Source organism: Mesorhizobium sp. LNHC221B00, assembly GCF_000502935.1.
Taxonomy (GTDB): Bacteria; Pseudomonadota; Alphaproteobacteria; order Rhizobiales; family Rhizobiaceae; genus Mesorhizobium; species Mesorhizobium opportunistum.
Genome location: NZ_AYWR01000005.1, coordinates 319,453 through 337,385, shown reverse-complemented (window position 1 = coordinate 337,385; position 17,933 = coordinate 319,453). Strand labels below are relative to the sequence as shown.

At 63.2% G+C, this 17,933-nt stretch carries 14 protein-coding genes, 1 tRNA gene and 1 pseudogene; 7 read left to right on the top strand and 9 right to left on the bottom strand.

Features of this window, described 5'->3' with window-relative positions:
* The first annotated feature begins 181 nt into the window (after positions 1–181).
* On the top strand, positions 182–1,102 hold the full coding sequence (locus X741_RS156990; protein ID WP_023777234.1) for an MBL fold metallo-hydrolase: 921 nt from the start codon (positions 182–184) through the stop codon (positions 1,100–1,102).
* A 41-nt stretch (positions 1,103–1,143) separates the two neighbouring features.
* Here the strand turns inward: X741_RS156990 and X741_RS156995 are convergent, their stop codons facing one another.
* Both X741_RS156995 and X741_RS157000 read right to left on the bottom strand, forming a co-directional pair.
* Positions 1,144–1,929: a DUF1499 domain-containing protein gene (locus X741_RS156995; RefSeq protein WP_023777233.1), complete on the bottom strand. Its 786-nt coding sequence runs from the start codon at positions 1,927–1,929 to the stop codon at positions 1,144–1,146.
* A gap of 81 nt (positions 1,930–2,010) precedes the next feature.
* A complete protein-coding gene (locus tag X741_RS157000; protein WP_023777232.1) occupies positions 2,011–3,639 on the bottom strand; it encodes a fatty-acid--CoA ligase in 1,629 nt (542 codons plus the stop codon).
* Between the two features lie 323 nt (positions 3,640–3,962).
* Between X741_RS157000 and X741_RS157005 the strand changes: the two genes are divergently transcribed.
* Together X741_RS157005 and X741_RS157010 are read left to right on the top strand one after the other, a co-directional pair.
* Positions 3,963–4,319 carry a hypothetical protein gene (locus tag X741_RS157005; RefSeq protein WP_013896531.1) on the top strand — a complete coding sequence of 119 codons (357 nt, stop codon included), beginning with the start codon at positions 3,963–3,965 and terminating at the stop codon, positions 4,317–4,319.
* Positions 4,320–4,450: 131 nt separating this feature from the next.
* Positions 4,451–4,840, top strand: a complete 390-nt coding sequence (locus tag X741_RS157010; protein ID WP_023777231.1) for a DUF427 domain-containing protein — start codon at positions 4,451–4,453, stop codon at positions 4,838–4,840.
* 77 nt (positions 4,841–4,917) lie between these two features.
* On the opposite strand, the gene X741_RS157015 is transcribed toward X741_RS157010, so the two are convergent.
* The 3 genes from X741_RS157015 to ppdK form a co-directional block, all read right to left on the bottom strand.
* On the bottom strand, positions 4,918–5,658 hold the full coding sequence (locus tag X741_RS157015; RefSeq protein ID WP_023777230.1) for a polysaccharide deacetylase family protein: 741 nt from the start codon (positions 5,656–5,658) through the stop codon (positions 4,918–4,920).
* Positions 5,659–5,909: 251 nt separating this feature from the next.
* Positions 5,910–7,010, bottom strand: coding sequence for a glycosyltransferase family 9 protein (locus X741_RS157020; protein WP_023777229.1), 1,101 nt, complete (start codon positions 7,008–7,010; stop codon positions 5,910–5,912).
* A gap of 131 nt (positions 7,011–7,141) precedes the next feature.
* On the bottom strand, positions 7,142–9,820 hold the full coding sequence (gene ppdK, locus X741_RS157025) for a pyruvate, phosphate dikinase (RefSeq protein ID WP_023777228.1): 2,679 nt from the start codon (positions 9,818–9,820) through the stop codon (positions 7,142–7,144).
* A gap of 225 nt (positions 9,821–10,045) precedes the next feature.
* Between ppdK and X741_RS157030 the strand changes: the two genes are divergently transcribed.
* Both X741_RS157030 and X741_RS157035 read left to right on the top strand, forming a co-directional pair.
* Positions 10,046–10,390 (top strand): VOC family protein, encoded by a 345-nt coding sequence (locus X741_RS157030; protein WP_023764462.1) that lies wholly within the window; start codon positions 10,046–10,048, stop codon positions 10,388–10,390.
* A gap of 117 nt (positions 10,391–10,507) precedes the next feature.
* Positions 10,508–10,582: transfer RNA gene (locus tag X741_RS157035), tRNA-Gln, on the top strand.
* Between the two features lie 78 nt (positions 10,583–10,660).
* Here the strand turns inward: X741_RS157035 and X741_RS157040 are convergent.
* The 3 genes and pseudogenes from X741_RS157040 to X741_RS1000000170815 all read right to left on the bottom strand — a co-directional run.
* Positions 10,661–11,509, bottom strand: coding sequence for an IS3 family transposase (locus X741_RS157040; RefSeq protein WP_245272681.1), 849 nt, complete (start codon positions 11,507–11,509; stop codon positions 10,661–10,663).
* Complete coding sequence (locus X741_RS157045; protein ID WP_023777226.1) at positions 11,458–11,808, bottom strand: transposase; 351 nt, start codon at positions 11,806–11,808, stop codon at positions 11,458–11,460. The genes X741_RS157040 and X741_RS157045 overlap by 52 nt, the downstream gene beginning before the upstream one ends.
* Before the next feature lie 180 nt (positions 11,809–11,988).
* Positions 11,989–13,304, bottom strand: a pseudogene (locus X741_RS1000000170815) (helix-turn-helix domain-containing protein); the annotation flags it as partial.
* A gap of 440 nt (positions 13,305–13,744) precedes the next feature.
* Here X741_RS1000000170815 and X741_RS157050 point away from each other — a divergent pair.
* A complete protein-coding gene (locus X741_RS157050; protein ID WP_023777224.1) occupies positions 13,745–16,279 on the top strand; it encodes a ligase-associated DNA damage response DEXH box helicase in 2,535 nt (844 codons plus the stop codon).
* Entirely contained in the window at positions 16,276–16,992 is a 717-nt protein-coding gene (gene pdeM, locus X741_RS157055) for a ligase-associated DNA damage response endonuclease PdeM (RefSeq protein WP_013897299.1), read from the top strand. Before X741_RS157050 ends, pdeM begins: the two co-directional genes overlap by 4 nt.
* Positions 16,993–16,994: 2 nt before the next feature.
* Here pdeM and X741_RS157060 read toward each other — a convergent pair whose 3' ends face one another.
* Positions 16,995–17,930, bottom strand: a complete 936-nt coding sequence (locus X741_RS157060; RefSeq protein ID WP_023777223.1) for a DmsC/YnfH family molybdoenzyme membrane anchor subunit — start codon at positions 17,928–17,930, stop codon at positions 16,995–16,997.
* Positions 17,931–17,933: the final 3 nt, after the last annotated feature.

Genomic DNA, 17,933 nt, shown 5'->3' with positions numbered 1-17,933 from the left:
TTCCCCAATCCGATTTGTCGCGATCCAACAATCGCGGTCTCAGCATTTTCCTATATTGGCTTGCGTGCTATGCGGCAATCGGTTTTGCCGTTCCTGGAACAAAGTGCCTACATTGTTCCAGGAAACAATGTGCCCGGCATGGTCGAAAAGGCATGGTCGAAAAGACTTGGTTCGAAAAGACATGGTTCGAAAAGACGCGGCTCTCAAATTCGATACCAGTTTCGATCCCGGCTACGGTCACGGGATAGACGTGGCAGCCGATGTGCGGCGCATCACGGCCCGAAATCCGAGCCCGTTTACCTTTCACGGCACAAACTCTTACATCATCGGGCGCGACACGCTGGCGGTCGTCGACCCCGGGCCGGATGACGAAGCGCATCTGCGGACCTTGCTCGACGTGATCGCCGGCAGGCCGGTCAGCCATATCTTCGTCAGCCATACGCATCGTGACCATTCACCGCTGGCGACACGGCTGAAAGAGCGCACCGGCGCCGCCGTGCTGGCGGAGGGCCCGCATCGGCCGGCAAGGCCGCTGCACACCGGCGAAATCAATGCGCTCGATGCCAGCGCCGACACTGCTTTCGTTCCGGATATCGCGCTGCCGGACGGGGCGTTGGTCGCCGGCGACGGCTGGGCGATCCGGACGGTTCTGACCCCCGGCCACACCGCCAATCACGCGGCATTCGCGCTGGAAGGAACCGGCATCCTGTTCTCGGCCGATCATGTCATGGCATGGGCGACGTCCATCGTCGCGCCGCCGGACGGGGCAATGGCCGATTACATGGCGTCGCTGGACCGGCTGATCGAGCGCGGCGATCGCCTGCTGCTGCCTGGCCATGGCGGACCAGTGACGGAGCCGCGCAACTTCATGCGCGGGCTGAAGACGCATCGCAAGATGCGCGAACGAGCCATACTGGAGCGGGTCAGGACCGGTGACCGGACGATCCCCGACATGGTCAAGGCGATCTACAGTGATACCGATCCGCGGCTGCACGGCGCTGCCGGGCTATCGGTGCTTGCCCATCTCGAGGACCTGGTGGCGCGCGGCATGGTGTCGACAGACGCCGCCCCCGCCATCGACGGCATTTTCGCGCCTGCCTGATCGGCTTCCCCGGACGCAAACGCATATCCGGAGGAAACCGACTATTCGGCTGGAGCCGCACCGACCTGGCCGGCGACTTCCTGATCGAGTTCCGCCAGGAAATCGGTGACGCGCGCGGCATTGTCGCCAAGGTCGTAGCGGCCATAACGCGACGCCGACCGCATGTCGACGATGATCGTGTCCCCGTCATCCGTCACGCGGATCGCCACGTCGGCGGGAAGGCCGAGCACGAAGCTCGAGGCAACTGCGGTGATGGTCACGTCGCTCTGCCCGGCGAGGTCGGGGTATGGCTGGGAAAGGTCCCAGCCGCGCCGGTCGAGCACGGTTTCAACGGCGTTGACGATGGTCTCGAAGGGCAGGTCGTAGCTGCGCGCGGTGACAAGCGGATAGCTGTCGGTCTGCAGCCGCTGTTCGCCCGGCGTCGGCGGGGAGAGCACGTTCATGTCCTTCGTCCGGTCGCTGATGTCGAGCGCCGGCGGTTCCTCGAGGTCGGTCGAGATGTCCCTGAGCGGCGGATAGATCGTGGCCCAGTAGGCGGCAACGCCGTAGGGGACCAGCACCAACAGGGCCAGCAAGACGCCGAGGGTCAGGTCGCGGCCGCCGCGATCACCGAAATTCCACAGTCTCGAAAAGGCAAAGGCGGCGAACAACAGCGCCAGCGCCGCCAGCAGCGCAACAATGCCCAGCACCCACAGGAACACCGGCGTTTCGACAAGACCGAAGCGATGGCCGACATAGTCGGTCAGCAACAGCACCGCCGAAAATGCGGCCGTGCGCCGCGACCAGCCGGCCGCCTTCGACGTTTGCCGTTCGGAAATGCTAACCATTGTTTTCTGCGCTGCCCCAACCCGGACCGAGGTCTAGTGCCTTTTCGCGGCGGCTTGAAGCCGAAACATGCAACATCCCCGTCAATCCGTCGGCAAGCGGTAGTCCTTGAACTGCTGGCGCAAGGTGATCTTCTGGATCTTGCCGGTGGCGGTATGCGGTATCTCGCCGACGAAAGCGACATCGTCGGGCATCCACCACTTGGCCACCTTGCCGTCCATGAAGTCGAGAATACCAGCCTTGGTCGGCTCCTTGCCGGGCTTGGCGACGACGACCAGCAACGGCCGCTCGCCCCATTTCGAATGGTGGACGCCGATGGCCGCCGCTTCCGCCACATCCGGGTGACCGACAGCCAGATTCTCGAGGTCGATGGTCGAAATCCACTCGCCGCCGGACTTGATGACGTCCTTGGCGCGATCGGTGATCTGCATGTAGCCACCGGCATCGATGTGGGCGACGTCTCCGGTATCGAACCAGCCGTCCTCGTCGAACTGCTCGGCGCCCACACCGCCATAGTAAGCGCGGGCAACCGCCGGGCCGCGCACCTTCAGCCGGCCAAATGTCCTGCCGTCCCACGGTTGCGCCTTGTTGTCGTCATCGGTCACCTTCATCTCGACGCCGAAGGGCGGGTAGCCCTGTTTGCCCTGGACGTCGAGCCGGGCCTCGCCCTCGAGGCCGGCATATTCGGGCTTCAGGGTGCATAGCGTTCCTAACGGCGACATTTCGGTCATGCCCCAGGCATGGATGACCTGGACCCCATAATTGTCTTGGAATTTCGTCATGATCGCACGCGGGCAGGACGAGCCGCCGATGACGACCTTGTTCAGATGAGGAAGCGTCTTGCCGGTCTGCTCCAGATATTGCAGCAGCATCATCCAGACGGTCGGCACGGCGGCGCTGAGGGTCACCTTCTCGGTGTCGAGCAACTCGTAGATCGAGGCGCCATCCATCTTGCAGCCGGGCATGACCAGCTTGGCGCCGATCATCGGTGCACTCTGGCCAAGGCCCCAGGCATTGGCGTGGAACATCGGCACCACCGGCAGGATCGTGTCGCGCGCCGACAGACCCATCGCATCGGGCATGGCGGCAATCATGGCGTGCAGCACGTTCGAGCGGTGGCTGTAGACGACGCCTTTGGGATCGCCTGTCGTGCCCGATGTATAGCACATACCGGCGGCGGTGCCTTCGTCGAAGGTCTTCCAGGCGAAATCGCCATCGACCCCGTCAAGCCAGTCCTCGTAGGCGACGGCATTGGGCAAGGTGGTTTGCGGCATGTGCGCCTTGTCGGTCAGCACGATCACCTGTTTCAGAGATTTGACGGCACTGGCGATCTTTTCGAGCAACGGCACGAAGGTGAGATCGACGAAGACGGCCTTGTCCTCGGCGTGGTTCATGATCCAGACGATCTGCTCGGGAAACAGGCGCGGATTGAGCGTATGATAGATCGCGCCAATGCCCATGATGCCGTACCAGGCCTCGATGTGGCGCGCGGTGTTCCAGGCCAGCGTGGCGATGCGGTCGCCCATCCCGTACCCGTCGCGTTCCAGCCGCTGGGCAACCTTGAGGGAACGATGGTGGATGTCGGCATAGGTGGTGCGCACGATCGGTCCCTCGATCGAGCGCGACACGATCTCGCGCACCCCATGTTGCCGTTCGGCGTTGTCGATCAGTTTGTGGCACAGCAGCGGCCATTCCTGCATCAGCCCCAGCATCCCGTTCCTCCTCCCTCGCGCATTTTGCGTCGTAGCTTTGGCGCATTGTGAAGCGAACCGGCGGATTGTCCAGTCACCCGCTTGCGCGGCCAGCGAATTTCGGAGTCCGTGCCGTAACGGCAAACGGTTGAATTCCGACATGTTTTGGATTTCGACCTGCTGATCCCTCGTGCCACGGGGATGGCAGGAGGGTCAAAATCGCCGCCGTGACGGCAGTCTCCTACCCCCCAAATCACCGGGAAATCCGCCACAATCCGGCCATCGTCGGCGTTAAGTTTCGTTAACGGGCAAAGGGGTGCGATTGGCGACTGAAAGAGGTTCGCATGGACGCGCAACTCGAGGACAAGGCTCTGGAGAGCACACTTGCCGAAAGCCTGGCCGATTTGGTGCCGGACGAAAAGACTGTTTCCGAGGACGAATTTGTTGAAGTTGTCGGCGGCGCGCTCGAAGCGGTCGGCGGCACGCTGCTGTTCAAGATGTGTGTCGAGAGCGGAGGCGAAGGCCAGCATGTCGCGGCGGCATCCGTCGGCGACGGCGGCAATCGCCAGTTCCTGCTGCTCACCCTGCCGACCGGCGGCGGCTCGCTGAAGGTCGAGACCGTTTCGAGAAGCAGCAACCCGGTGGCGGGCATTGCAGCCGCCTATGCCGGACTGATGGACGCATTCAGAACCGCCGCCTGAAGCCTCGGGTGACACTCGAAAGCGCTATAGCGCCACGCCTCGGCGATTGGCGCCGGTTTTCGTGATGCGAACGGACCTTGCGCAATGGCTGTGCCCGCCACATTTTAGGGAGCCAGGTAAGGAGAACCAGCATGGATAAGATCGCCAACCCTGCCCCCGGCTTCCAGCGCAATCCCGACAAGATCATCACCATCGAGCCCTATGCAGGCACCGTTACCGTCCGCGCCGGCGATACAGTCATCGCATCGTCCACGAGGGCCAAGGTGCTGACCGAGGCCCCCTACCCCGCAGCCTTCTATATTCCGTTCGCCGACATCGATTTCGACAAGCTCACCGGCACGGAGCACTCCACCCATTGTCCCTACAAGGGTGATGCCAGTTATTGGAGCGTGCTGACGGCCGGCGAGGCGGGCAAGGACGCGATGTGGGCCTATCGGCATCCGTTCGACGAAATGACCGATATCCGCGATCACGGGGCGTTCTACGCCAGCAAGGTCGCCATCGAAACCAGGCCTGGCTGAGTTCTTCGACTTGAAGGCACTCAGAGTGCGTTGAGATTTGAGGGCGGGCCGATCACCACCCCAATATCGACGCACCCTCAGTCGGTGGTGCCGTTGTTGCCCATGCCATCGGCATCGTCGAGACGCACGAAGGTCATGCCCTTGTCCTTGAGCGCCAACAGGCCCTGCACCACGCCTTCGCCGGCGGCATGGGTCGGCTGATTGATGTGCGAGATGATGACGTCGCCGTCCTTGGCCGCGGCGATGCGCCGGGCGGTTTCCTTGGCACCCAGCAATGAGCCGCCATCGCCATTGATCGAGAAGCCGGCGATCTTGAAGCCGAGCTTGCGGATCATCGCGATGGCCGAGGGGCTGTACTCGGCCGTTGCGCCCCGGAACCATTTCGGAGCCGGCTCACCCGTCTTGGCCAATGCGGCGGCACCCGATTCGACCTCGGCTAGCACCGCTTCGGGGCTGCCGGCGCTGCGTATGCCATAAATCTTCTGCGGCGTGTCGACCGCCGGAATATGGTGGCCGCCGTGATTCTCGAGTTCGAACAGGTCGGGATGCGCGCGCATGATCGCGACGGCCGCGGCATTGCGCTTCAGCCAGATGCCGGTGACGAAAATGGTGGCGGGGATCTTGTTTTCCACCAGCGCCGAAAGGATCCGTGTGTCGGTTTGTCCGCCGCAGGCATCGAGCGTCAGCGCGACCCGGCCGGCCCCGCTTGCGGCAGGCTTTATATGCAGCGTGGGCTCGACCAGCGGCACGGCGTGAGCGCTGGACACCACCGCCAGCGACATGGCGATCATGCAGAGATGTTTTTGCGGCAGACGCATTAAACCAATTCCTGATAGGCGATTTCAAGCCGCTATCCCAAGGCCCGCATCAAGGCGGAAATCGGGACGATGAATAGCAGAAAAATGCCTGACGCGGCAATTTGACCGACGGTTGGTGAACGACCCCTTCGACGGCGGCCTTGCCGCCGTTAAAGCGCGTCGGCCCGAAACGGATCGGGCAACGCGCTGTAAGCTTTCTTTTCATGTATGCCGTTCTCTCCAAAAACCGGAGCCATTTTGGACGACATGCATCAGACGGCGCGCTCGCGCTTCATCTCGGTGCGCGCGAGCACCTCGCGCACCGCATCGACGACCGGCTTCACCTCCAGACGCCAAACGCAGCAAACCCTGCTGGGATCGGGCCAGCGGCACAGATCCTTGGCCACGCAGTCACATGGCGTCGACGGCCGAAGCGCGATGCTGGGCACGCCGACCGGTCCCCAGCGCGACGGATTCGTCAGACCAAAAAGCCCGACGATCGGCGTGCCCACGGCGGCAGCCATATGCATAGGGCCGCTCTCGTTGCCAAGAAACAGCCGCGCTTGTTTCAGAACGGCCAACAGGCTCTCGAGCGACAGCGTCCCGACAAGGTCGACCATCGGCGTCGCCGTCCTGGCGAGTATCCGTCCGGCGATCTCGCTTTCGTCCGGCCCTCCCACCAGGACGACACCCAGTCCGGTACCGGCTGCAATTTCGTTGATCGCCTCGGCAAATCGCTCCGGCTGCCATTGCCGGCCCTTGAAGCTCGCGCCGGCATGCACGGCGACAAAGGCATTCGGCCGCAGATGATGCTTGCCCAAAAGCGCCTGTGCTTTCGCCGTCTCTAACGGCGATGGCTGAAGGCTTGGCACGGTGACGCGCAGATCGACGCCAAGCGCTTCAAGCGGCGAGAGATAGCGATAGACGAAATGATGGCCGCCAAACCCATACGGCTTGGCAAACAGATTGGCGGGCTGACGCTCCAGCAGCTTCAGAGGCCTCTCGGGAGGATTATAGCCGACGCGGGTCTTTGCGTTGACCAGCCCACTGACAATGCGCGAGGTCTTTGAATCGGTCACGTCGATCGTCAGGTCGAAACGGAAGCGGCGCAGCGCCCGTACCACGGCATAGAGTTCTTGTGCGCGCTCCAGCGGGGTGCCGCGGATCCGGGAGCGCCGGAACGTAACCACCTCGGAAGCCATGCCATGCGCGATCACGAAGCTTTTGAAGTGCGCTTCGCAGAGAAACACGATCCTGGCATCGGGGAATTCGAGTTGCAGGTTCCTGGCGAGCGTCGAGGCGAGAACGATATCGCCGATGAACTTCGTCTGAATGATCAGGATCGAGCGGAATGGCGCGGGAGATATCTGCAACGTGTGATTCCGGAAACAATTGACGGTCCGTGCGCAGATTAGGCAGTGACGATGTCGAGATTACGCAACGCCTTCGGCACGTTCGCGTGAGTTTTCATACAAAACCGTAAGTTTCGATCCGGGCTCGCTTCCTATCCGCGCCCGGTCTTTGCCACCTGCACCGCTGCCTGCGCGGCCGCCAGCCTGGCAATCGGCACACGATAGGGCGAGCACGATACATAGTCGAGTCCGACCTCCTCGCAAAAACGGATCGATGCCGGGTCGCCGCCATGTTCGCCGCAGATGCCGAGCTTGATGTCGGGCCGCGTCGCCCTGCCCTTTTGCGCAGCCATGCGCACCAGTTCGCCGACGCCGTCGATGTCGAGCGAGACGAAGGGATCCTGCTCGATGATGCCTTTCTGGCGGTAAGTCTCCAGGAAAGAGGCAGCATCGTCGCGCGAAATGCCGAAGGTGGTCTGGGTAAGGTCGTTGGTGCCGAAGGAGAAGAACTCGGCTGTAGCGGCGATGACATGAGCCCGGATCGCCGCACGTGGCAATTCGATCATGGTTCCAGTCAGGTAGTCGATCTTGACGCCGCTCTCGTCCATCACGCTCTTGGCGACCGCATCGATGCGCGCCTTCACGTAGTCGAGTTCCTTCACCAGGCCGACGAGCGGCACCATGATCTCGGGAACCACCAGCGCGCCGGCCTTCTTGCCGGCCTCGACGGCGGCCTCGAAGATGGCCCGCGCCTGCATCTCGGCGATCTCGGGATAGGAGACGGCCAGCCGGCAGCCGCGATGGCCGAGCATCGGGTTGAATTCGTGCAGGGCGTCGGTGCGTTGCCGGAGCTTGTCCGGCGACACGTTCATGGCGGCGGCGACTTCGGCCACCTCCTCCTCGGTCTTGGGCAGAAATTCGTGCAGCGGCGGATCGAGCAGGCGGATCGTCACCGGCAGGCCGGCCATGATCTCGAAGAGTTCCAGGAAATCCGAGCGCTGCATGGGCAGAAGCTTGGCAAGGGCGGTGCGGCGGTCCTTCTCGGTGTCGGCCAGGATCATCTCGCGCATGGCGACGATGCGGGCGCCGTCGAAGAACATGTGTTCGGTGCGGCAAAGCCCGATGCCCTCGGCACCGAAGGAGCGCGCCATGCGGGCGTCGAGCGGCGTTTCGGCATTGGTGCGCACCTTCATGCGGCGCACCGCGTCCGCCCATTCCATGATGGCGGCGAAATCACCTGAAAGTTCGGGCTGCAGCATCGCCACGGCGCCCTTCAGCACCTGGCCGTTGCCGCCATCGATGGTGATGACGTCGCCCTTGCGGAAGGTCTGCCCCATCGAGAGCAGCGTGCCGGCCTTGTAGTCGACGCGCAGCGAGCCGGCGCCGGAGACGCAGGGCTTGCCCATGCCGCGCGCGACGACGGCGGCATGGCTGGTCATGCCGCCGCGCGTGGTCAGGATGCCTTCCGCCGCATGCATGCCATGGATGTCCTCCGGGCTGGTCTCGATGCGCACCAGGATCGCCTTGCGGCCTTGCGCCTTCAGATCCTCGGCATCGCCGGAGGAAAAGACGATCTCGCCGGTGGCCGCGCCCGGAGATGCCGGCAGGCCGACGCCGATGACGTCTCGCGCGGCTTTCGGGTCGATGGTCGGGTGCAGCAACTGGTCGAGCGAGGCCGGATCGATGCGTGCGACGGCTTCCTCCTTCGTGATCAGCCCGTCCCTGGCCATCTCGACCGCGATCTTCAGCGCCGCCTTGGCGGTGCGCTTGCCGGACCGGGTCTGCAGCATCCACAACTTGCCGCGCTCTATGGTGAATTCGAGATCCTGCATGTCGCGGTAGTGCTTTTCCAGGCTGTCGGAGATCGTCACGAAGGACTGGAACGCGTCGGGCATCAGCTTCTGCAAGGACGGCTTGTCGGAGCCGGCGGCGATGCGCGCGGCCTCGGTGATGTTCTGCGGCGTGCGGATGCCGGCGACGACATCCTCGCCCTGCGCATTGACCAGGAACTCGCCATAGAGCTGCTTTTCGCCGGTCGACGGATTGCGGGTGAAGGCGACGCCGGTGGCCGAGGTCTCGCCCATGTTGCCGAACACCATGGCCTGGACATTGACCGCCGTGCCCCAGCTTTCGGGGATGTCGTGCAGGCGCCGGTAGGTGATGGCGCGGTTGTTCATCCAGCTCGAAAAGACCGCGCCGATGGCGCCCCAGAGCTGCTCATGCGGATCTTGCGGGAAGGGTTTGCCGAGTTCCTCCTCGACCTTGGCCTTGTAGAGTGCGATCACGCCTTGCCATTCGATGGCCGTCAGCTCGGTGTCGAGTTCGTGGCCGAGGCTCGCCTTCTGGTCTTCAAGGATTTCCTCGAACACCTCGTGATCGAGACCCATGACGACATCAGAATACATCTGGATGAAGCGGCGATAGCTGTCATAGGCAAAGCGTGCATCGCCGGAATCACCGGCCAGCGCCTCGACGGTCTCGTCGTTGAGGCCGAGATTGAGCACGGTATCCATCATGCCAGGCATCGAGGCGCGAGCCCCGGAGCGCACGGAAACCAAGAGCAGCTTCGACGGATCGCCGAACCGGCGGCCGGTCAGCTGGCCAATGTGGTCGAGCGCGACCGCGACATCGGCTTCCAATCCCGCCGGATAGGCGCGGGCGTTCGCATAGTAGGCGTTGCAGACCTCGGTGGTGATGGTGAAGCCCGGCGGCACCGGCAAGCCAAGGCTGCACATCTCGGCCAGGTTGGCGCCCTTGCCGCCCAGCAGATTCCTGTCGCTGGCACGGCCTTCCGCCGCCCCATCGCCAAAGGTGAAAACCCATTTGGTCATGCTTGCTCTCCGGTTGCGGGAGATTGGAAAGGTTGACGAAACCGATGGTTCCGCCGCGTCCGACCCTGGAGCGATATGATGGTGCAGTGCGAAAGGCAAGGTGCCGGCAAAGTCGTCCGGCCCCTACAATCGATTAAGAAAAAGCGATGTCCAAGGGTGCGGCAAAAAAGACTTGCCACCCCACTATACCCACACTAGAACATAAAGAGAACAAAGAGGTATCCCATGAAACAGGATGGAAAACTCGATTATCTGGAAATGCCGGCAACCGGCGGCACGCTGGATCGGTTGAAAGCTTTCTACAGTTCCGCCTTCGCCTGGTCGTTCACCGATTACGGGCCGACCTATTCGGCCTTTGCGGAAGGTTTGGACGGCGGTTTTCAGGCCGAGGCCGAGGAAGCACCGGCCAAGCCCCTGCCCGTGCTCTACAGCAGGGATCTGGAGAAAACCCTGCGCGCCGTGGAAAGTGCCGGCGGCGCGATCGTCAAGCCGATCTTCTCATTCCCCGGCGGCCGGCGCTTCCACTTTGTCGATCCGGCCGGCAACGAGCTGGCCGTGTGGAGCGAATAGCGCCTCACATGGTCGGCAGCTCCGTGCCGTTCAGGGCGTTCTCGCTCTCGCTCATAAGCATTGTGCTTTTCGGCTGCTCTGCTAATAACGCGCCGCACAAGCGACTCTGACGGCTATTGGGGCGTCGCCAAGTGGTAAGGCATCGGTTTTTGGTACCGACATTCCCAGGTTCGAATCCTGGCGCCCCAGCCATCACATTTAGGTCCGTTCCGGACATATAGGTTACGGTTTATACCGGAGACTGGAGTGCGCCCCTCGGGCCGGACAGGATTAAGCCGCAGTTTTGACCATGTGCCGGGCGTGTTGGTCCTCGAACTGTTGCGGGCTGAGATAGCCGAGCGCTGAGTGCAATCGGCGGGTGTTGTAAACCTCATCAATGAAGCGGGGAAGGTCCTCGGCGACGTCGGCGAAGGTTTCGTAGGCCATCGGATAGACAGCTTCGACCTTCATCGTCTTCATGAAGCTTTCCGCTTTCGCATTATCGTAGGGATTGCCGCGCCGGCCCATCGATCCAATAAGATCGTGCTCGGCGAGAAGATTGCGGTAGAGGAGTGCGGCATATTGCGATCCCCGGTCCGAGTGATGGACGCAGCCCGGCGGTGGCTTTCGTCGTTCGATTGCCGCCTTCAATGCTGCAACGGTCAAGCGCGCGTCGATCGACCGGCCGATCGCATAACCAACGACCTTGCGTGACCAGGCATCCAAAATGACCGCGACGTAGACGAAGCCCGCCGCAATCGCCACGTATGTTATGTCGCTCACCCAGAGCTGGTTCGGGCCGTCGGGTGTCACGTTCTTCGCCAGGTTGGGGAAGATCGGCAACTCGTGATCGCTGTTCGTAGTGGCGATGAAGCGCCGCGTGATCCTGGGCTGCAGATCATGCTCGCGCATCAACCGCCTGACCTTCTTGTGGTTGACGATGATGCCGCGCTGCCGCAGCGCCGCCTGCATGCGGCGATAGCCGTAAGCTTCGAAGCTGTCGGAGATCTCACCCATTCTCTCGACGAGCGCTGTGTCATCCACGGCGGTTTCAGGCTGATCGTAGTAGGTCGATCGCGCGATCCCCATCAGCCGGCATCCTTCAGCGATGGAGACACCGCCGGGCCGGTGATCACGGATGTAGTCCCGCTTCTCGGACGTGGTGCGCTTTTCAGAGCCCCTTTTAGAAACTCGATTTCCAAGGCTTGCCGGCCTACCAGCCGCTCCAGCGCTGCGATCCGCGCCTCATAGGTCTGCATCGTGTCGGCCGCCGCCACGTCCTCGTCGAAGGAGCCGGCCTCGTATTTCTGGACCCAGATGCGGATCAGGTTACGCGGCAGTCCATGCCGCTTGGCGAGACCATGCAGCGTCTCGCCGGAGAGGAACTCCTGCACTACCTGACGTTTAAACTCGATGCTGTGCGTGCGATAAGTCACCATGGGCTTCCATCCTTCGAAAGCCCGGCTTCCAAGTCAATTCTGCTTGTTCAACCTGTCCGGCCCGAGGGGCGCACTCCANCTTCCATCCTTCGAAAGCCCGGCTTCCAAGTCAATTCTGCTTGTTCAACCTGTCCGGCCCGAGGGGCGCACTCCATACATAGGTAACACTTCTCCCCTCTATTCGTCCGCCGCAGCGCCAAGCGGTTTGGTTGGCGCGGCGCTGCGGCGGACGAGCTTCATGCGCCTCGTGTCGATGATGCCCAGGGGATGGGCATAGAAGGAAAGCGCCCATTGGCCATCCTCGGTTTCGGTGGCCGCGACCGCTTCACCGGCCAGCGTTTGCGAGACATAGATGAAGCCGCCATTCCATCGGATCTCGCCATTGTGGCGCACGTGGCGGACCGCGGCCTCGGCCGGATAATCGGGCTCGGGTGGCGTTCTTGGCATGAGGCGCTGTGAGCGGCGGTAATGCTGGGCTGGAGTGTCCATGGCCAGCGCCTCATGCGGTCGCTCCTCATTGTAGCTGCGCCGAAAGGCCTCGAAGGCTCGACCCTGAGCTGTTCTGTCGGCTTGCGGGTGCTTGGCCAGCGGCAGCATGGTCAGATGAAAGCGCTCATGGCGGCCGTTCTGCTGCGGCTTGCCGGGCGCGATCCGCTCCAGCACGATGCCAAGTTTGACGAAGCGCGCGGCAAGTGGCGTCAGCCCGGCGACGCCGGCCGACGCGAACGGCGGGCCATTGTCGCTTCTGAAGCGATCCGGCAGCCCATGCTCCTCGAACAACCGCTCGAACACAGGCCAGGCCTCGGCATCGGCCGTCGAGCCCGTTGCTTCCAGCGCCAGAAGATAGCGGCTTGACGCATNACGCCGGCCGACGCGAACGGCGGGCCATTGTCGCTTCTGAAGCGATCCGGCAGCCCATGCTCCTCGAACAACCGCTCGAACACCGGCCAGGCCTCGGCATCGGCCGTCGAGCCCGTTGCTTCCAGCGCCAGAAGATAGCGGCTTGACGCATCCATCACCGTCAAGGGCTCGCAACGCCGCTTGTCGCCGGTCGGGAACCAGCCTTTGTGGTCGCCAGTCCACACTGCGTTCGGTTCCTCGGCCGGCGGCCAGGGGCCGTTGCCGCAGGCCCGCAGCCGTGGCCGCTTGCGCGCGCCCACAAGCCCATGTCGTGCAAGGATGGCACCCGCCGTCGAAGCTGACGGCCAGCGCAGCTCGAGGGCCGTGCGCTTGAGCCGCGCCACGATCTTCTTGGGCCCCCACAGTGGATGCGTCTCCTTTGCCGCCACGATCCGTTCCACCAGATCCAGAGCCGTCGCCCGGCCGTGATTGAGCGGCGCCCGTGGCAGATCGCGCAAACCTTCCGGGCCCAACGCACGATAGCGACCAAGCCACTTGTAGCCGATCTTGCGAGAGATGCCGTAGGCCGCACCAATCTCGCTCATCGTCTCCTCACCTGCCAGGCAGTCCACAACAAACCGAAGTCGCTCGTCCATGATGCCAGTCTCTCAAGCTGACGCCGCAGCAATTGCGGGTGCTGCAGATGCTGCGCCAGGGNAATCTCGCTCATCGTCTCCTCACCTGCCAGGCAGTCCACAACAAACCGAAGTCGCTCGTCCATGATGCCAGTCTCTCGCCAAACCATCGCCGGTCCTCCCAGCGAAGGAGAAAACTGTCACCCATCCATCAGGTCCATTCTGTTACCTATCTATCCGGTTCGGACACTTCTTCCTTCTCCCCGTCACTATACGGGGAGAAGGTGCCCGAAGGGCGGATGAGGGGCGACGCCAACGATTGAAAGTTCGCGCTGCCCTCACCTGATTGCCGGCATCCTCTCTCCGTATAGTGACGTGAGAGGGGCGCTCTCCAACGATCCGATCCCCTTTTGTTCCGATTTTCCTTGGCGTTGGGCCGCCGTCGCGCTACCTCTGGGAGCGTGACCGAGCAACCGCGCCTTGCCAATCAGAATGCAGCCGTCGTCCTGCCCGAACCATTCATCAGATGGTTCGGCGAGAAAGGCTGGTCGCCGCGCGCCCATCAGATCGAACTCCTGGCGAAGGCCCAGGCCGGGCAATCGGTGCTGCTGATCGCACCGACCGGCGCCGGCAAGACGCTGGCTGGGTTTCTTCCCTCGCTGACCGAACTCGCCGTCAGGCCAAGGCGGAAACCGGGCCAGGCGCATCGCGGCATCCACACGCTCTACATCTCGCCGCTGAAGGCGCTGGCTGTCGACATCGAGCGCAACCTCGGCAAGCCGGTGGAAGAGATCGGCCTGCCCGTCACCATCGAGACGCGCACCGGCGACACGCCTTCCCACAAGCGCCAGCGGCAGAAGCTGGTGCCACCCGACATTCTGCTCACTACACCCGAGCAGTTGGCATTGCTCATCGCCGCCTCCGACGCCCGGCGCTTCTTCGAGGATCTGCGCTATGTCGTGCTCGACGAATTGCACTCGCTTGTGACGTCGAAACGCGGCCATCTTCTGGCGCTCGGGCTGGCGCGGCTGCGCGGCTATGTGCCCGGCCTGCAGACAATCGGTCTCTCGGCGACGGTCGCCGAGCCGGACGAATTGCGGCGCTGGCTGGTCAGCCAGAACCCACCCGGCGATATGTCCGAATTGATCGTTGTCACCGGTGGCGCGAAGCCTGAGATTTCCATCCTCGATTCCGAAGAGCGTGTGCCTTGGGCAGGACATTCGGCGCGCTACGCCACGCCGGAGATCTATCGCGAGATCAAGCGCCACAAGACGACGTTGCTGTTCGTCAACACCCGCAGCCAGGCGGAGCTGCTGTTCCAGGAATTATGGCGGGTCAACGAGGATACCTTGCCGATCGCCCTGCATCACGGCTCGCTCGATGTGGCCCAGCGCCGGCGCGTCGAGAAGGCGATGGGCGAGAACGCACTGCGCGCCATCGTCGCCACCTCGACGCTCGATCTCGGCATCGACTGGGGCGATGTCGATCTGGTCGTGCATGTCGGTGCGCCGAAGGGGGCGAGCCGACTGGCGCAACGCATTGGCCGCGCCAACCATCGCATGGACGAGCCGTCGAAGGCGATTTTGATCCCGGCCAACCGCTTCGAAGTACTGGAATGCCGTGCTGCTCTCGACGCCAACTATCTCGGCGCCCAGGACACACCGCCGCTGGTCGATGGCGGACTCGATGTGCTGGCGCAGCACGTGCTCGGCTGCGCTTGCGGCGCGCCGTTCCGTGCCGATGATCTGTTTGAGGAAGTGCGAACGGCGGCGCCCTATGCCAGCCTCGACCGGTCGACCTTCGACCGCGTCATCGATTTCGTCGCCACCGGCGGCTACGCGCTGAAAAATTATGAGCGCTACGCCCGCATCCGCCTGAACAAGGATGGGCTGTGGCGCGTCTCCAATCCGCGCGTCGCCCAGCAATACAGGTTGAATGTCGGCACCATCATAGAAGTGCCGGCGCTCAACGTGCGCTACGTGCAGGCTGGCAGCAAGGGCTCGGCCTCACGCGGTGGCCGGGTTCTCGGCAAGATCGAGGAGGCTTTTCTCGAAACCTTGACGCATGGCGACACCTTCATGTTTGCCGGCAAGGTGCTGCGCTTCGAAGGCATCCGCGAGAACGAATGCTTCGTCTCGAATGCGCCCGGCAGCGATGCCAAGGTACCCTACTATGGCGGCGGCAAGTTCCCGCTTTCGACCTACCTTGCCGAGCAGGTCCGCATCATGCTGGACGACCCCCGGCGCTGGGGGAAGCTGCCCGAGCAGGTGGCCGACTGGCTGCGGTTCCAGGCCGACAAGTCGGTGCTGCCAAAGCGCGATGACTTGCTGATCGAGACCTTTCCGCGCGGTAATCGCCATTATCTGGTCGCCTATCCCTTTGAAGGCCGGCTGGCGCACCAGACGCTCGGTATGCTGCTTACCCGCCGTCTCGACCGGGCAGGCGCGAGACCACTCGGCTTCGTCGCCACCGACTACGCGCTGGCCATATGGTCGCTGGGTGACATGGGCGCGATGTTCAAGGCCCGGAAGCCGTCGCTCGGTGCGCTCTTCGACCAGGATATGCTTGGCGACGACCTCGAAGCCTGGCTGGCCGACAGCTGGCTTCTCAAGCGCACCTTCCGCAACTGCGCGCTGATTTCCGGACTGATCGAAAAACGCCATCCCGGCCAGGAGAAAAGCGGCCGCCAGGTCACCGTGTCGACCGACCTTATCTACGACGTCCTGCGCAGCCACGAGCCCGACCATATTCTGCTGCAGGCGACACGTGCCGATGCCGCGACCGGCCTGCTCGATGTCAGCAGACTTGCCGACATGCTCTCGCGCATTCAAGGTCGAATCGTGCATAAGGATCTGGAACAGATCTCGCCGCTTGCCGTGCCGATCATGCTCGAGATCGGCAAGATGCCGGTGAATGGCGAAGCCGATGAAACGCTGCTGATGGATGCCGCGACGCTGGTCGAGGAAGCCATGGGGCCGGAGATGGTCGAGGAATGAACTTTTCGCTGGCGCGGACATCGCTGATCGCCGAGGCCGACCTTGTCGGCATCGCCGGCGAGAGCGCGGTCTGCGATCCGCGCGGCGTGCTCTACTTTCCCGAGCTCCGGCTTCTGGCGGTATCGGACCTGCATCTCGAAAAAGGCTCGTCGCTGGCAAGGCGCGGCACGCTGATCCCGCCTTACGACACCGGCGCGACATTGCTGCGGCTGCAGGCTGTGATATCGGATTATCAGCCCTCGATCGTCATCAGCCTGGGTGACAGCTTCCATGATGGCGGTGGCGCGGAGCGCATGCATGCCAGTTTCCGCGAGCGGCTGGAAGCGCTGATGGCAGGCCGCGACTGGTTCTGGGTCGCCGGCAATCATGATCCCGAAGCGCCGGCCGATTTGCCTGGCGAAACGGTGCGCGAACTGGCGATCGGCTCGCTGCTGTTCCGGCACGAGCCATCCAAGCTGCGCGTCGAAGGCGAGATATCGGGTCACCTGCATCCGTGCGCGCGCATCGTCCAGCAGGGGCGCTCGGTGCGCAGGCGCTGCTTTGCCGGCGACGGTGGGCGCATGATCATGCCGGCCTTTGGCGCCTATACCGGTTCGCTCAACGTGCTCGACCGCGCCTATGCCGGGCTGTTCCGCCTGGAATCGCTGATGGCCTACATGCTTGGCGTCGACCGCATCTTCGCCATCTCCGGCTCGATGCTGCGCCCCGGCTGACCTCAACGTCCGTAGTAGAGCGTGACCGTGTGCTTCGCCTCGGCGAAGAACAGCCAGCGTTCGACAAGCATGCCGGCGAACTGGACGATCGCGGCGAGCACCGACGCCGCCGCCGCAAAAGGCCAGGGCAGGGCAGAGGTGACGGCGAGGAGCAGGACTGGCAAGGCAAAGGCCAGAGCTTGCGTGATCAGGCGCAACTTTGCACTGTGCTTGCGCGCGATGCGAAAACCCATTTCCTTGAGCAGGTAATTTTCCTCGGTATGCGGCCATTCCAACGACCGCACCGTGCCGCCGGCAAGGCCGGTCGCGGTGTTGGCGTTGGTCGGGATCTCCAGGCGGTCGTTGTAGCGCCATGTCGCCAGCTTCCAGCCCCAGCCGATCATGGTCAGCAGCACGCAAGCCGCCAGAAGCGTCTTCGAACCGACATCAAAACTCTGCAGCAGCGCGTTCAACAGCGCGCTGCCGGTCATCGCAGAGAAGATGAGATAGCCGGGCAAGGTGAATCGGCTGTGCCATTGCGCGATCGGCTTCAGCGACGCGTAGATCATGCCTGTGATGCATACGGTGATCACCGCGCAACATGCCGTCAGAACTCCGGCGATGCCTACCCAGCCATCCGTGCGGCCGAAGAACACCCAACCGATGCCGAACAGCCCCGCGGGGATGAAGGTGATGACGGAGGCAACGCCCTCGCGCGACAGCCACGAGCTGCGCCATTGCGAGAACGCCCTCCAGGCTCGCTCAGGCCTGCCGAGATGGCCGGTCGAGGACAACAATCCGGCCGCGACGAGGCCGAGCGCCAGACCCAGGCCGGTGAGGCCGAGCCAGAAATCGGGCGGGATGAGCTGCAAGCCTCCGAGCACGCCAAGCAGCGCCAGCAGGCCGTAGCCCGCGCCGGTGGCAGTGGTGAAGAAGACGACGGAAAAGGCTGGATGCATGTT

Bases quoted from the DNA above. Each gene is read 5' to 3' on its own strand.
- X741_RS157045 (WP_023777226.1), bottom strand. From the start codon at position 11,808: ATGGTGACTTATCGCACGCACAGCATCGAGTTTAAACGTCAGGTAGTG.
- X741_RS156990 (WP_023777234.1), top strand. From the start codon at position 182: ATGGTTCGAAAAGACGCGGCTCTCAAATTCGATACCAGTTTCGATCCC.
- X741_RS157010 (WP_023777231.1), top strand. From the start codon at position 4,451: ATGGATAAGATCGCCAACCCTGCCCCCGGCTTCCAGCGCAATCCCGAC.
- X741_RS157015 (WP_023777230.1), bottom strand. From the start codon at position 5,658: ATGCGTCTGCCGCAAAAACATCTCTGCATGATCGCCATGTCGCTGGCG.
- X741_RS157060 (WP_023777223.1), bottom strand. From the start codon at position 17,930: ATGCATCCAGCCTTTTCCGTCGTCTTCTTCACCACTGCCACCGGCGCG.
- X741_RS157000 (WP_023777232.1), bottom strand. From the start codon at position 3,639: ATGCTGGGGCTGATGCAGGAATGGCCGCTGCTGTGCCACAAACTGATC.
- pdeM (WP_013897299.1), top strand. From the start codon at position 16,276: ATGAACTTTTCGCTGGCGCGGACATCGCTGATCGCCGAGGCCGACCTT.
- X741_RS156995 (WP_023777233.1), bottom strand. From the start codon at position 1,929: ATGGTTAGCATTTCCGAACGGCAAACGTCGAAGGCGGCCGGCTGGTCG.
- X741_RS157005 (WP_013896531.1), top strand. From the start codon at position 3,963: ATGGACGCGCAACTCGAGGACAAGGCTCTGGAGAGCACACTTGCCGAA.
- ppdK (WP_023777228.1), bottom strand. From the start codon at position 9,820: ATGACCAAATGGGTTTTCACCTTTGGCGATGGGGCGGCGGAAGGCCGT.
- X741_RS157030 (WP_023764462.1), top strand. From the start codon at position 10,046: ATGAAACAGGATGGAAAACTCGATTATCTGGAAATGCCGGCAACCGGC.